Origin of the sequence: Rhizobium sophoriradicis (assembly GCF_025200795.1) — a bacterium.
GTDB lineage: Bacteria > Pseudomonadota > Alphaproteobacteria > Rhizobiales > Rhizobiaceae > Rhizobium > Rhizobium sophoriradicis.
Map to the genome: position 1 here is coordinate 425,202 of NZ_CP104153.1, position 13,946 is coordinate 439,147.

Below are 13,946 nucleotides of genomic sequence, written 5' to 3' on the forward strand. Positions count from 1 at the left end.
CGATGCTGCAGGGAAATCGTCGCGGTAAAGGCAAGACAGTTCTGGTGGCAGGAGGTGCCGGTTTTGTCGGTTCGCATGTTTGCGATGCGCTCCTCGCCCGTGGCGATTCCGTCATTTGCGTCGACAGCTATATCACTGGCTCGCGCGACAATGTCCGGCCATTGACGAACCATCCGCGCTTCCGGCTCGTGGAACAGGATGTTTGCGAAGTCCTGGACATCGGCGAGCCGCTTGACCAGATCTACAATCTGGCCTGCGCCGCGTCGCCGCCGCAGTATCAGGCAGACCCCGTCCACACGATGATGACTTGTGTCGCCGGTACAGGCAACCTGCTGGCGCTGGCCGAACGGCATGCCGCGTCTTTCCTCCAGGCCTCGACCAGTGAGGTCTACGGCGATCCGGCCGAACATCCGCAACGTGAGGATTACCGGGGCAATGTCAGCTGCACCGGACCGCGGGCCTGCTATGACGAGGGGAAGCGCGCGGCGGAAGCGCTTTGCTTCGACATGTTGCGTGCCCGTCGCGTCGATGCTCGGGTTGCGCGTATTTTCAACACCTATGGGCCGCGCATGCAGGCGAATGATGGCCGTATCGTTTCCAACCTGATCGTCCAGGCGCTTTCGGGAAAACCCCTTACCATCTATGGGAGCGGCATGCAGACGCGATCATTCTGCTATATCAGCGATCTGGTCGGCGGTCTTATGGCGCTGATGGATGTCACGCCTAATCCCGGAATGCCGGTCAATCTCGGCAACCCCGGCGAATTCACCATCAACGAACTGGCCCAGATGATCCGTTCAATGGTGCCGAGACAGACCGTCATCGTCTACAGGCCGCTGCCGAAGGACGACCCGCAGCGCCGCCGTCCTGATATTTCCCGGGCGACGGACCTTCTCGCCTGGCGGCCGACGGTGCCGCTTGCCGAAGGTCTTGGATACACGGTGGAGTGGTTTGCCAATAGTCTCGGTGGCCGTGCGCGGCGCGCAGCGGCGCCCCGCCGGCCACGGAACGTCGCTGTTTCGCAGGCGGCCCCCGCGCAAAGCTGATGGAAACTGAGGTGCGAAGGATGACCAACCTTGCTTGGAAACGCCGCACCGCCCGTTACTTCGCTCGCCGAGCTCCCCGAGAAACAAGCTATTCCCCTGCCAACCAGGGAAGCGTCATGCGGGCCACGCCAGTCCCCGATCCCGGAAAGATGAGTGGAAGCCGGCCCAGCCGCGTTACATGCGCTTAGATTTGTGTTGGAGCATCGGCCTCCACCTCGGCATAGAGCTGGCCGCACATCGTCAGCGATCGTCGCATGGCAGCGACGCGATCTTCGGCGTCTTTCAGCGAATAGGCCCAGACTTCGGTCGCCCAACTCTTTCCATCCATCTCGTACTGAAGGGCGAATCTGTAGAGCCGTCGCTCATCCGCGTCGGTGCTTACGAAAGCGCGATCCGGATTGTCGCGGCGCTCTTTCCTGCCGGGGAAGCTTAAAACATTCACGACGCGCTCCTAGGCTCGCCTCATCGCCGGGGCTCGACAGGCGGCTCTTCTCCGGCCTAACCAGACCGTCTCGATTTCGTTCCCTTCGATCCTGGCTCGAGCAGTCTCATTGGCGCCAGGAGCGTTGTTGCGTCGCCGCCTCAGAGGCGTGCGTTAGGGCTGATGTCCCAGTCGCCGCCCGTCATCTTGAAAATGGGGTCGGCCCGTTAAGGACGCAGGAAAGAAGCGATTACGGATGAGAGGCGAGAACGACGGCTCGCCGGAACAGGACCGGATCATCGGCCTATTGCGGGGGGCAGAAGGTTGGCGCAAAGGCTGAGATTGCGGCAAGCGCGGCAGTTCAGAAGCGACCTTTGCGGCCGTGACCCGCAATATCGACCCTTTTTCCGGCAAGGCTGCAAATACCTTAGGCGTAAGCAAAACCTTTGGTCACACCGACGGAAGGAACATTTCGCGCCATGACTTTCAGATCCTCGCGAACCATTTCCGCGATCAGCTGATCGAGACTGGTCTCGTGTTTCCAGCCAAGCGTCGTGTGCGCCTTCGTCGGATCGCCAATCAGAAGATCAACTTCGGTCGGGCGGAAGTAGGCCGGATCGATCTCCACGACACACTGACCTGAAGTCTTGTCGAATCCCTTTTCCTCGATCCCGTTCCCACGCCAATCAATCGGCATGCCCACCTTGGCAAAAGCCTTTTCGACGAAGGAACGCACCGAATGCGTCTCGCCGGTCGCAAGGACATAGTCCCCCGGTTCGTCCTGTTGCAGCATCAGCCACATGCCGCGGACATATTCGCGAGCATGTCCCCAGTCGCGCTTGGCATCCAAATTGCCGAGATAGAGCCGGTCCTGCAATCCAAGATGGATCGCCGCCGCCGCCCGCGTGATCTTGCGGGTAACGAAAGTTTCTCCGCGGATCGGGCTTTCATGATTGAACAGGATGCCGTTCGAAGCATGCATGCCGTACGCTTCGCGATAATTGACCACGATCCAATAGGCATAGAGCTTGGCTGCAGCATAGGGTGATCGAGGGTAGAAAGGCGTCGTTTCGCTCTGCGGCACTTCTTGGACTTTGCCATAGAGCTCCGAGGTGGACGCTTGGTAGAAGCGCGTCTTCTTGGTCAGCCCCAGGAGGCGAATTGCTTCGAGCAGCCGCAGGGTGCCGGTTCCATCTGCGTTTGCGGTATATTCCGGTGTCTCGAACGAAACTTGAACGTGGCTCTGTGCGGCGAGATTATAAATCTCGTCCGGCTGCGTTTCCTGGATGACGCGGATGAGATTGGTCGAATCCGTCATATCCCCGAAGTGCAAAATGAAGCGAGGATTCTCGACATGGGGATCCTCGTACAGATGCTCGATACGACTGGTGTTGAAGGACGATGAGCGCCGTTTGAGGCCGTGAACGATATAGCCCTTGTCCAGGAGCATTTCGGCCAGATACGCACCGTCCTGACCTGTTATGCCCGTAATCAGTGCAACTTTTTGGTTCTTTGTCATACCCATATCCATGATTGCCCTCCAACTCGAACAATAGTGCGGCAGTTCATTTATGTATTATCTTCGATTTCAAAGAAAATATATTATCAATTATAGTTCTCGGAGTATCATCGGTGTGAGGCTGGTAATATTTCATCAGAGATTTGGAGAAACGCTCTGAATCACTGAAATTATACAGCGCGTGTTTGTCGGGGCTTACATTGTTGATCGCGACAAGGATTTCCGAATTTCGCGGGCTTTTCATTTGCTGCAGGCTGAACTCGACCGCGCGACGGCTCGTCTTCCCCCATCTGACAACGGCCAGTGTTCTTTCCGCGAGCGCAGTCAGAAGCACGGTGTCTGTCGAGGCGAGCACGGGCGCGCTATCGAAGATGACAATCCGGCCGGCCGCGCCCGCCACCTCGATGATATCTGCCAGGCCGTTCGGACGAACGCGTCGCTGCAGACTGAATTTGCCAGATGGAATGAAGTCGATACCGCTTGGATGGTGGTAGACGATGTCGCGGATATCTGCCTGGCCGTTCAGGTATTCGTTCAAACCCTGCTGTAGCCCCGACCTGAAGAACGACTCGAGTTCCCCGCGTCGAAGGTCGCCATCGACCAGCAGTACTGGAATTCCGGCGGCGGAGAGTTCGATAGCCAGCGATCTTGCGACAAGCGACTTGCCTTCTCCGCTGTGAGCCGACGTAACGACGATACTGTTCGGCACCTTGCCGCCGTTGGACTGTTTGAGTGTCAGGATCACGGTACGGAGTGCTTCGTCAAACATCGGGACCTGCACAAGTCTGAAAATCGTCTTTGGATTTTCCCTCCGCGCCAGCCGTGGAATAAGTCCTGCCGGTATCGTGCGGGCCATTCCTGCTATCTGATCGAAACTCCGGACGGACTGGTCCCACATCTCGAGTACGAAAGCAGCGGTCACGGCTGCCGAGATTGCAGCCAGGAGGGCGCCCACCAGATAGAAGAGCCTTCCGCGTCCCTGTGACACGAGCGGCACCGAAGCCGGTGAGAAAACCTCCAATTCCGCGCCCGGCAGTGTGGCCTTGGCGGCGAGGTCCCGACGCTGGTCCTCAAGCTTGTCGAGTGCGGCTTGCTCGTTTTCGGCAATACGCTGCAGTCGTGTCAATTCGGTCTGCGCCAGGGCATCGCGTGTGCGTTTTTCCTTAGCGACAGCCAAGATGGATTGCACTGCGTTGGCTTCATGATCAAGGGCGGCAAGCTTGGCGCGCATTGATTGGAGATATTGCTTGGTTGCGAGGTCGAGATCGATACGGGATTGTTCGATCTTCCTGCGTAAATCCACCACTGCCTCGGCATTGCTGTCATATAGCTCAAGCAGACGGGAAAGATCTTCCTCCTGTGCGCGAAGATCGCGTTGCTTCATTGAGATGCTATCGGGGACGGCGATGTTCTGCACCGCAGCCGAAGGGTTATCTGCGGTTTCCAGCGCCGATATCGTCGCTTTTACCTCAAGCCGGCTTTCCTCGATTTTACCTTCGCGCCCGGTGAGTTCCAGGAGGGTTTTGATACGTTCATCCTGAGCGTCCTCTTTCGAGAGGATGTCCATCGATTCTTGATAGTTGCGGGCAGCGTCGCGAGCGATAACCGCGCGACCCTTCTGTTCGGCAATGCGCTGTCGGATCCATGTTTCCGCTGCATCCAGGCGGGCACTGACACTGCCCTTCCGCTCGTCGAGATAAATGCTGACGACACGGTTAGGAACAGCGGCTGCGAGTTCAGCATCATTTGCCGTGAAGCTGATCTGGATAACTTCGCTCCTCTCTTCGTGCCACACTCCGAGTGCTTGATAATATTCCCGGATAGTGGCTTCGATGCTGTCTCGTGCCGTTGAAGCGGGCTTTTCCGTGTCGAACAGGCCTCGCAGGTTTGCCCGGATACTCTCAAAGAACGAGACCTTCCGCAGCGCTGGATTGAACTCCTCCCGCATGTTAAGCCGCATTTCGCGCACGACTCGCTCTGCAATACTTCTGGATAAAAGCCGCTCAGTCTCCGATTTCACGTCAAGCGGGTTGCCGCGGCTGGTATCCTCCGCACCAAGTGATGTCGCGAGAGGCTGGTGGACGATCAATCGGGCAGAGGCCTGATAGGTGGGCTTCAACCCAGAGATCATAATCGCCGCGGGCGCCACCAGCAGCAAGGTTATCGCAATGATCAAGACCATTCTTCGCCGCAGCATACGAAAGGCGGATGCGAGGTCTAGGTTATCCGCCTTGGTCTCGACCTGAGCGCGAGGATCATACCGCATTGGCGAGATCGGAAGGTTGCGGTCCGGCGGAACAGTGGAAATCGTCATCGTGCGGCAGCCCATCCTTGGTGTTTCGCGGATACGGTATCGTAAAGTTTTTCAAGCGAGCGCATATAGACCATCATGCTGAAATAGTTGACATAATGCGCGCGCCCCTGGACGGAGAGGCGGATGCACAATTCTCGGTCAGACACCAGCTTTGCCAAAGCTGCGGCCAGGGCATTCTGGTCTCCCACCGGCACGAAAATCCCCGTCTCACCATCGGTAATGACTTCCTCATGCGCCCCAACACGCGTCGTTACGACGGCGAGCCCATGGGACAGTCCTTCGAGCACGGCCATTGCGAGCCCTTCGGCGTGCGACGGCAGGACCAGAATATCTGCACGGGCGCACAAGGCTCGCGCCTCACCGGCGTCAAGCCAGCCGGGCATCTCGACCCGATCGGAAAGCGTCATGGCGTCAGCCAGACGGCGATAATGCTCGACAGGACCATCGCCGGCCAGTACGGCCCGCCACCGGAGTTCTTTCATAAGCGGGTGGTTCAGGGCCGATAGAAGCTCCGTTACCCCCTTGCGTTCGCTCAACCGGCCGAGGAATACGATCAGCGGTGTCCCGCCGTCGCAAATATTATGCGTCCCGGGATCGGGGACGCAATTATGGGCGACGACCGCACGGCGCTCGTCGACACCCAGAAGGGTCGTCAGCGTTGCGCGATCGCGCTGGCCCAGCGCCACGACACGGTCGGCATTCTGAAACATCCGACGTATGAGCCGTTGTTGACGCGGCGAGCGTTGCGCGAAATCGCCGGCGTAATCGTAGTCGTGAAGGTGCAATATGTGGCAGCACCCTAATAGGCGGGCAGCCTCGGTCAGGATCAGTTTGCGAGAAGTGCTGCCGCGGCCAGCGATGTGGATATGGTGAATGCGGTCAGGCGCAACGATCCGGTCCTTTGCCATTGTCAGGATGGCCCCGACCAGTCGCGCCGGCGAAGTCAGTTTGGACCATCGAGCCCCTCTTGTATCGGTGACGAAATGCTTCGCGCCGGTCTCTTTCGCCGTCTCTATTATATAGCCGACAAGCCTGCCGATGCCGCCGCCGTTCTCGCAGCCGCCCGGAAGATAATGGCGGACGCTAGCCGCGCTGCGGGCCGCTGGCCGGCTTCTGTCTGTGAGGGCTTCCATCAGCATGACCCGACCACCTCCCGATAAACTGCCGCGGCCCGGCCGCCGACCCGTTCAGGCGAATTCGGCCCCTTGGCCCATTCGAGCGCATTGGCGCCCAACCTGGTTCTGAGCTCGCCGTTGTCTGCCAATGTCCTGATCGCTGCCGCGAGCTCTTTGGCGTCACCGGGGGGGACCACTATCCCCAACCCGTTGGGCTCAACGGTATCCCGCAACTCGCCGACGTCAGTAACGATGACAGGTTTGCCGAATGCGGCGGCAAGGTTGAGCACGCCGCTTTGGGAGGCTTCCGTATAGGGAAGCACGACGATGTCGGTGTCCAGGAAAAGCTGGGCGACCTCTGCATCTTCGATAAAACGATTGCGAATATCATAGCGGTCGGCATCCCCCATAAGCGGCAGGAATATCGCCGGATTGTCGCCACGGCCCGCGACCGTGACGCGCAGGTTAGGAAGCGCGTCCTTGAGCATCGCTTCGGCCCGGACCAGATGTTCCAGACCCTTATAGGCGAATATCCGTCCGAACAGCAGGACGCGTATCGTTCCATCCGCTTCGCGCGCCGTCAACTTCTGTCGCCGGGCGAGCTCCGCATAGCGAAGGATGGAGGGATGCGAAAGAACATGGACGTGGTCCGGCGATTTTGCATATCGGTCGAGGACCATCCGCTTCAGCCCCTCGCCATGCACGACGAGGTGTCCGGATTGCTTCACCATCAGTTCGGGAGCCCAGCCAGGCAAGGTACGCGTATCGGCGTCGCCCGGATGGATTTCGACGTCATGGATCGTCGTCACAAGCGGGATAGGGCGCCAGAACGGAACGGCGAGGTTCAGCCAAAGCGTCGAATTGCTGAGGAGATGAATGAGGTTCGGCTGTTCGCGCCGGATCAGGCGCGTGAGCTGGTACAGGAACCACGGATTGGAGAGAGAACGGTGTCTCGGCCAGTCCAGAAGGTGCAGATCGACAGCCGGGTCGAAGGAAGAGGCGAGATGTGCATAGCGCCGGCGCGGCACGGCAAGCACAACATCGAGGTGCTGAGCAACGCCGCTGGCAAAGGAAATGGTATAGTCTTCCAGTTCGGACACCAATAGCAGCGCCTTCATTGCGCTACCCCCGGCAAGGCCACATCCAGACCGAGCCGCGACAGGCCGCGCGCCGAGCGCAAGCTGTCGCGCGTCCGCCTGAGCAGGTTCGGCTCGCCGGCAAAGAAGAGGCCTTCGATGGCAAGCTTTAACCGCGTGAGCGCATCGGCGCCCTGCAGCTTTGCCGACGCAACGCGATAGGGATAGTGATCCCTCAGATGTAGTCTTGCCGGCAGTTCATGAGTTGAGAGAAACAGGTTCGTTGCTTCAACAGTATGCTGCCAGTGCGTCATCCGTCTCCTAAGCGTCGCGGCATCTTCGGTGGGGCGATACCAATTGTTATTGTGGATGCGGTAGAATCCAAGCGGATCCGGCATGGCGATCACATCCCCCAGAAACGGATAGATTCCCACGAGCCAGGCGTCGGCCGATATGCGGAACTGTTCTGGAATGTTGCCCGCAGCCTCCCAAGCGCTGCGTCGTACCGCGACCGCCGACGTCATCGGGAATGGCCACCAACCTGCAGAGCGTGTGAGCAGCGACGACAACGCGCCCGAACAGAGGGTTCGAGGGATTGGCTTGGACGTCGGCGTGCCATCGACAAGCGTCGGCTGCAGTCGATGATAGACGAGCGATGCTTGGGGGTTCGCGCGAAACGCTGCAGCGGTCGCTGATAGCTTGCTCGGTGCCCACCAGTCGTCGGCATCCAGAAAACAGAGGATCTCGCCGGTGCTCGATCCTACCGCGGCATTGATCGCAGCGGCCTGTCCGGCGTTCTCCTGAAAGATCACCTTCACCCGGTTGCCGTATGCTTCCAGAACGGAGCGCGAGTGGTCGGTAGATCCGTCATCGACGACGATTATCTCGACGTTGCCCTCGGCTTGGCTCAACACGCTGTCTATCGCCCGCCCGACAAAGCGTGCGTAGTTGTAATTGTTGATGAGGACACTGAGGGTCGGCCGTTCCATGACGCCCCCTCAGGTAGGTTGTCGCCATGCGCCGCTCTGCAGCGGCGCAAAGTTGCGCAGGAGGCCGACGGTCACGCAGCCGCCGAAGTTTAGTGCCCTGGTGATGGCGATATCCAAAGTACCGCGTCGACCGAACAGCGCCTGGCGCGGAGCCAATGAGATCGCCGCAACGAGTGCTGCGCCGGTGGCGTTGGATGGAGAACTAGGATCATGACGCAGGAACATAGCAATCCTAAACCTTGCAGGCTTCGACTGCAGAAACAGCCTCTGCCAGAATTGTTGCCTCAGTCCAGTGGAGCGCGGCTTCACCACGATTCACAAGACATCGTCGCCACGGTACCGGTGAACGGACATGCGCAACATCTGCTCTTAAGGGCAATCATGCGGGCATGACGACCCGCCTTTGGGGTAATGCAAGCTCGGAGCTTAACCACAACATCGCCTTTGGGTGGAGAGAGGGTGCATTAGGCGTAGCCGGCCCTTCCCTAGGACAGGTTGACTGTTGATGTGGCCGGATGATTGCTTGAAAGCAGTGCCGCAAAAGGCCGAGACCTGTTGTTTTGATCCGTCGGATCAAGAGTCGCTTGTCTGTTCAACTCAGTCGGAACGGATCATGGGAGTAGCTAGCCTCAGAACTGCCAGCGGACCAACCATCAGTTGGCGGGCCATAGAATGCTGGGGCGCCGGCATATCCCTTTTTTTTCAGACAGGCGCCCTTCTGCCACTTATGCTGTCAGATGCGGACGGAACGCTCAGCGAATCTGCCAAATCTATACTGCGGCTTCCTTGCCTTCCAATATATGCATTTACAATCTTGGTCCTGATACGCAATTTTCCGCAATTTCTAACGGCGGTCAGGCGAAATCTGATTGTTCCCCTGATCCTCGCCCTGCCGTTTTTGTCGACCTTGTGGTCAATAGGACCTTCATCGACCTTGAGGCGCGCAATCGGCCTTTTGTTTTGCGTGCTTCTTTCCTACATCCTGGCGATCCGTTTCACGCCAAGGCAGTTGCTGTTCCTGTTATTTACGACCCTGGGAGCCTGTATCCTCCTCAGTGTGGTTATCTCTGTGGTGTCACCAGCCCTCGCCACTATGCCGGATGGAGCGATGCGGGGAGTCTTCGTTCACAAGAACGTGCTTGGCTGGTACGCGTCGCTGATGATCTTGGTGGCGACCGCCGTGCTGATCGACGACAAGCTCGGCTTGCGGCGAACCGCGTTCATCCTGTTGGCCGCGGGTATCATCTGCCTGGCGAGCTCCGGATCGATGACCGCAATCATTGCGACGATAGTCGCGTTTTGCCTGATCGGCTTTTATTCCCTCCTGCAAAGAAGCAGCAGCATTGGCCGCATAGTCATCGTCCTGTTTTTCATTCAGCTGTCTGTCGGCATTCTGATTTCGCTTCACGAATTCCTGGTTCCGGCCCTTGAAGCGCTCGGCAAGGACGCGACGTTGACGGGTCGGGTGCCATTATGGGAGCTGGTTGATCGCGAGATATCCGATCGTTGGCTGCTCGGTTATGGTTACCAGGCATTCTGGACGGACGCGAACCCCGAAGCGACGCACATCTGGACAAAGATAGGATGGGCCGCGCCCCACTCACATAATGGATATCGCGATATCTTGTTAAGCTTTGGAGTAATGGGAATGATCCCGTTTGCCCTGATGCTTCCCCATGCAATCCGCCAGGGCGCTTTCCTTCATTGTTATGATGCGCAGTATGGATGGCTCTGGCTCAATGTCCTTACGATCATGATCCTGGTGATGAATCTGACCGAGAGTATTTTCTTGGTTCAGAATGACGCGATCTTCATCCTGTTCACCACAGCCATCATCATGTTTTCGCTATACGCGCCCGTCGTTTCGAGCAGCCCTTCGCCATCTTGGCAGGCGTCTCGCGTGGCCGTATGAGAGGGTTGCAGAAATCATGAGGCGGCGTTTTGGACTGATCCTGAGCATCTTGCCTGTCATGCTCTTTCCCAATTCCGGCAATTCGGCTTCAGCCGAAAAGGATATGGTCGCGCCTGAGCGCCTGCAAATGCTCATCCGGGAAGCGACCTGCGCGGAAGCTTCCGCGACCTCGTCATTCAAATTGGAGGAGACGCCTCTAAACGACGTGTTGAGAAGCAGCACCGCGGCGCGGACGATATTTTACGTCTCTCCCGATGGAGAAGACAGTTGGAGCGGCCTGCTCCCGACTGCAAGTCAGCAGGGCGGCGACGGCCCCTTCGCCAGCATTGAAAGGGCCCGTGATGCAGCCCGTGACAAGGGCGGGCTTGCCACGATCGCGCTTGGTAGGGGCGATTACTATCTTACTCAGCCGATTGTCTTCGACGCTCGCGACGCGGGCTTGATCCTGACGGCAAGATGCAATGAAACGCCGGTTCTGCATGGGGGGCCACGCCTGCCCAACTGGGCGCAGCAGTCCGATGGCCGCTGGACGGCGCCGCTGACGTTGCCGCCGGATGCAGGCGTCGGCGACCTTTTCGTCGATGGGATACGGCAAAACCGGGCTCGATTCCCCAACGCTCCCGCTGATGGAGACCCACGCAAGGGTTGGTTATTCGCGGCAAAGTGCGAGCCAGCAATCGATATGTGGGAAGGAAACACGCGCTTTTGTTTCCATGCCGGCGATCTTCCGGAACTGGGGGATGCGAGCGGGCTGGTCGTCGACATCGTTGGAGGTTTTCAACCCGGAAGCCAGTGGGGCAATGATACGCTTCCGGTCGTATCAATCGATGGCACCGGCCGGACCGTCCATACCAAAGGTACGAGCTATTTCTTTACCGCAGAAGGCAGTCGCTACTTTTTGACCGGAGCCAAGGCCTTGCTCGACGCGCCTGGAGAGTGGTGGCACGACCGTGTCGCGGGCCGGCTTCATTATATCCCTATCGGTCAGTCGTTCCCGAATTCCGTCGTCGTTGCGGGTGTCCTGCCGACATTCTTGAAATTGGATGGCGCCAATGGGATGGTTGTATCCGGGCTCGAGATTAGAGACGGAGCGCCTGAAGGCAGCGGGAAATTCTATACGGATACAAGAGGGTTTGGCGCCATCCGGATCGAACACGCCGACGGTGTCCAAATCCTCGGCAACAATATCGAGAATGTCGGCGTCGGGATCCATGTGACGGAAAGCAAGAACGCGTTGATTGCCGGCAACGTGATCGCGGATGTGGCTGGCAACGGCATTTACGTCGGCACCAATTATGGCACCTTCGGCAAGTCGGACGGAGCCAGAGTCCTTTCAAACCACATCCATGACATTGGAACGGTGTATCTGGAGACCGCCGGAGTATGGTTCCAGGCGGCCGACAATGTCAGAATTGCCGACAACCTCATCGAAAACACGGCGCAGTTCGGCATCACCGGCGGTTCGCTGTGGGGTTCCAACGACGCCGTCTATAACGCCATCATCGAGCACAACGTGATCCGTAACGCCAACCAGCGGACTGCAGATGGCGGTGCCATCAAGATGATGGGCGAGCAGGCCGACTCCTTGAAAAGCACCATCCGCTCCAATCTCGTGACCGGGACCGGCCATCTCATGAACAGAGCTGACGGAACGTTCTGGCCTCCCGGATATGAAAACACCAGCGAATGGCCCACTCCAATCAGCTGGGCAATCTATACGGATGGCAAGGCGAGCGGGCTGCGCATCGAAGGAAATTCGCTCTCGGATAACGTCGCGGCGATCGGCATCAACGGCGGCTGGAGCAACCTGGTAACCGGAAACGTGATTGCAGGCGGATCGGGTGCGGCCTTTCGAGTTGACGACAGTACCGGCAGAGGCTGGCACCCGCCATGGGCTGAGCCAAACCGTATCGAGAACAACGTTGTGTCAATTGATAGTAGCAGCCGGCTGGCAGCATACGTCTACGCTCCTGGCCACGGGCCTGGATATGTGCAGTTCTCCGGTAACCGCTACATCGGCAATTTGAACGATAGAAGCTTCCGAATAGAACCTAGGATCATGCGCTTCGGAGAATTTGGCAGTCTCAGTGATCTCCAGAGGGCCGGGGCAGATACGGGAAGCGTCGTCGCGCCAGAGTAACAAAAGGGCGCCCATGACGAGCGCCTTCTGCGGTCAGGTCCGGAGTTATGCAGCGGAGAGCGCCGATCAAGATGCTGCACGAGCCCGGTCGACGAATGTAGGCAGCGCCGGCGATGTCGTTTGACCGTCCCGGCCTTAGCCGGTGAGAACGACGTTAGGCGCTTTAGCGATCTCATTGATCTTTCTGCGGCCGCCTGCCTCTGTCGGCATCGACCAAAGGCTTGTTAGCCGGAGCCGTCATCTGCCGATCGGCTCACCATGTCTGTCTTCCCGTTTTGTTAATGCCCTAGCCTGGCCAGTCTTGCTCGGGGCGCAAAACTTCTTCGGCATCTTCGCTTCAACTAAGCCTCCAATTCGGGGCGACGGTTATCATAAGGAGCATCGTGGCACACCATGGGGTACGCAGACTTACTTCCAATATTGTAAGTCATCTCGGCGTAAGACGTAAACGGGAAGTCTATTCTACGTCCAATAGCTGGAGCAGCAAGTATGGAGGCAATCGGCCTACCAGGATATTCTGATGACAGTTTCGGTCGCGAAAGCGCAGGTCATGAGAAAGCAACCAGCAGACAGCCAGGCTTCAGTTCTTCATTCAGAGGGCGCGCTCAAATGGACGAATGTCCTTGGTGTTCGCATTTCGGCGGTCAATCTTAAAAGCGCGACCGGACTTATTCAAAACGCGATCGAAGACGGCAGGAAGGGATATGTGTGCGTTCGGGACGCACACGGCGTCGTCCGATGTCAGGATGATGCCGAGCTTCGGTCGATACATAACCGGGCGTTCCTCGTGACCCCTGATGGCATGCCGTTGGTATGGGCATTGAAACGTGCTGGCCATTTGGAGAGCGACCGGGTTTACGGTCCTGACCTGATGCTTTCTGTTTTCGATGCGGGCAGATCCAAGGGCTCGCGCCACTTCCTTTATGGCGCAACAACCCGGACGCTGGAACAGTTGCAGGCGCGCCTTCTCGCAAGATTCCCGGACGCGCAGATAGTCGGCTCCTACGCACCGCCTTTTCATCAATTGTCGCTGCAAGAAGAGGCGGATATTGCAGATCGGCTCAATCAGTCAGGCGCGGATATTATCTGGGTCGGTCTCAGCAGCCCCAAGCAGGAACTCTGGATGGCTCGCATGCGCGATCGTCTGGATGCTTCGATGCTCATCGGCGTCGGAGCTGCTTTCGACTTCCACGCCGGTCTGAAGCGACAGGCGCCCAGGATCATTCAAAGAAGCGGCTTCGAATGGGCGTTTCGTCTTCTATGCGAGCCGCGACGGCTGTGGCGGCGCTATGCGCTTGTCGTGCCGACCTTCATCTCATTGACAGCATTCCAGAGACTGGGACTTCGAAAGTTTCCAATCGAAGACGAGGTTTTTGGGTCGAGCGCGCCTAAAGCAGTAGCCGTAAAGGTGTAA

At 58.2% G+C, this 13,946-nt stretch carries 11 protein-coding genes; 4 read left to right on the forward strand and 7 right to left on the reverse strand.

Annotated features, from left to right (window positions below):
• Positions 1-2 precede the first annotated feature (2 nt).
• On the forward strand, positions 3-1,046 hold the full coding sequence (locus tag N2597_RS24035) for a UDP-glucuronic acid decarboxylase family protein (RefSeq protein ID WP_183595836.1): 1,044 nt from the start codon (positions 3-5) through the stop codon (positions 1,044-1,046).
• Between the two features lie 184 nt (positions 1,047-1,230).
• Here N2597_RS24035 and N2597_RS24040 read toward each other — a convergent pair whose 3' ends face one another.
• The 7 genes from N2597_RS24040 to N2597_RS24070 all read right to left on the reverse strand — a co-directional run bounded on the left by N2597_RS24040 (position 1,231) and on the right by N2597_RS24070 (position 8,705).
• A complete protein-coding gene (locus tag N2597_RS24040; protein WP_009995491.1) occupies positions 1,231-1,488 on the reverse strand; it encodes a hypothetical protein in 258 nt (85 codons plus the stop codon).
• A 406-nt stretch (positions 1,489-1,894) separates the two neighbouring features.
• Complete coding sequence (gene gmd / locus N2597_RS24045; protein ID WP_096763302.1) at positions 1,895-2,998, reverse strand: GDP-mannose 4,6-dehydratase; 1,104 nt, start codon at positions 2,996-2,998, stop codon at positions 1,895-1,897.
• A 34-nt stretch (positions 2,999-3,032) separates the two neighbouring features.
• Entirely contained in the window at positions 3,033-5,300 is a 2,268-nt protein-coding gene (locus tag N2597_RS24050) for a GumC family protein (RefSeq protein WP_183595838.1), read from the reverse strand.
• A complete protein-coding gene (locus N2597_RS24055; protein WP_096763303.1) occupies positions 5,297-6,439 on the reverse strand; it encodes a glycosyltransferase family 4 protein in 1,143 nt (380 codons plus the stop codon). Before N2597_RS24055 ends, N2597_RS24050 begins: the two co-directional genes overlap by 4 nt.
• Positions 6,433-7,533 carry a glycosyltransferase family 4 protein gene (locus tag N2597_RS24060; protein ID WP_096763304.1) on the reverse strand — a complete coding sequence of 367 codons (1,101 nt, stop codon included), beginning with the start codon at positions 7,531-7,533 and terminating at the stop codon, positions 6,433-6,435. The genes N2597_RS24055 and N2597_RS24060 overlap by 7 nt, the downstream gene beginning before the upstream one ends.
• Positions 7,530-8,480, reverse strand: coding sequence for a glycosyltransferase family 2 protein (locus tag N2597_RS24065; RefSeq protein ID WP_096763305.1), 951 nt, complete (start codon positions 8,478-8,480; stop codon positions 7,530-7,532). The genes N2597_RS24060 and N2597_RS24065 overlap by 4 nt, the downstream gene beginning before the upstream one ends.
• Before the next feature lie 9 nt (positions 8,481-8,489).
• Positions 8,490-8,705 (reverse strand): hypothetical protein, encoded by a 216-nt coding sequence (locus N2597_RS24070; RefSeq protein WP_096763329.1) that lies wholly within the window; start codon positions 8,703-8,705, stop codon positions 8,490-8,492.
• Positions 8,706-9,093: 388 nt separating this feature from the next.
• Here N2597_RS24070 and N2597_RS24075 point away from each other — a divergent pair, with 388 nt between their 5' ends.
• The 3 genes from N2597_RS24075 to N2597_RS24085 all read left to right on the forward strand — a co-directional run bounded on the left by N2597_RS24075 (position 9,094) and on the right by N2597_RS24085 (position 13,946).
• Complete coding sequence (locus tag N2597_RS24075) at positions 9,094-10,392, forward strand: O-antigen ligase family protein (protein WP_096763306.1); 1,299 nt, start codon at positions 9,094-9,096, stop codon at positions 10,390-10,392.
• A 16-nt stretch (positions 10,393-10,408) separates the two neighbouring features.
• Positions 10,409-12,532, forward strand: a complete 2,124-nt coding sequence (locus N2597_RS24080) for a right-handed parallel beta-helix repeat-containing protein (protein ID WP_183595840.1) — start codon at positions 10,409-10,411, stop codon at positions 12,530-12,532.
• Between the two features lie 550 nt (positions 12,533-13,082).
• Positions 13,083-13,946: a WecB/TagA/CpsF family glycosyltransferase gene (locus N2597_RS24085; RefSeq protein WP_183596238.1), complete on the forward strand. Its 864-nt coding sequence runs from the start codon at positions 13,083-13,085 to the stop codon at positions 13,944-13,946.

What these genes read in the sequence shown, in the direction of transcription:
- N2597_RS24085 (WP_183596238.1), top strand. Translation starts at nt 13,083, where the DNA reads ATGAGAAAGCAACCAGCAGACAGCCAGGCTTCAGTTCTTCATTCAGAG.
- N2597_RS24055 (WP_096763303.1), bottom strand. Translation starts at nt 6,439, where the DNA reads ATGCTGATGGAAGCCCTCACAGACAGAAGCCGGCCAGCGGCCCGCAGC.
- N2597_RS24035 (WP_183595836.1), top strand. Translation starts at nt 3, where the DNA reads ATGCTGCAGGGAAATCGTCGCGGTAAAGGCAAGACAGTTCTGGTGGCA.
- N2597_RS24070 (WP_096763329.1), bottom strand. Translation starts at nt 8,705, where the DNA reads ATGTTCCTGCGTCATGATCCTAGTTCTCCATCCAACGCCACCGGCGCA.
- N2597_RS24065 (WP_096763305.1), bottom strand. Translation starts at nt 8,480, where the DNA reads ATGGAACGGCCGACCCTCAGTGTCCTCATCAACAATTACAACTACGCA.
- N2597_RS24075 (WP_096763306.1), top strand. Translation starts at nt 9,094, where the DNA reads ATGGGAGTAGCTAGCCTCAGAACTGCCAGCGGACCAACCATCAGTTGG.
- N2597_RS24060 (WP_096763304.1), bottom strand. Translation starts at nt 7,533, where the DNA reads ATGAAGGCGCTGCTATTGGTGTCCGAACTGGAAGACTATACCATTTCC.
- N2597_RS24050 (WP_183595838.1), bottom strand. Translation starts at nt 5,300, where the DNA reads ATGACGATTTCCACTGTTCCGCCGGACCGCAACCTTCCGATCTCGCCA.
- N2597_RS24080 (WP_183595840.1), top strand. Translation starts at nt 10,409, where the DNA reads ATGAGGCGGCGTTTTGGACTGATCCTGAGCATCTTGCCTGTCATGCTC.
- gmd (WP_096763302.1), bottom strand. Translation starts at nt 2,998, where the DNA reads ATGGATATGGGTATGACAAAGAACCAAAAAGTTGCACTGATTACGGGC.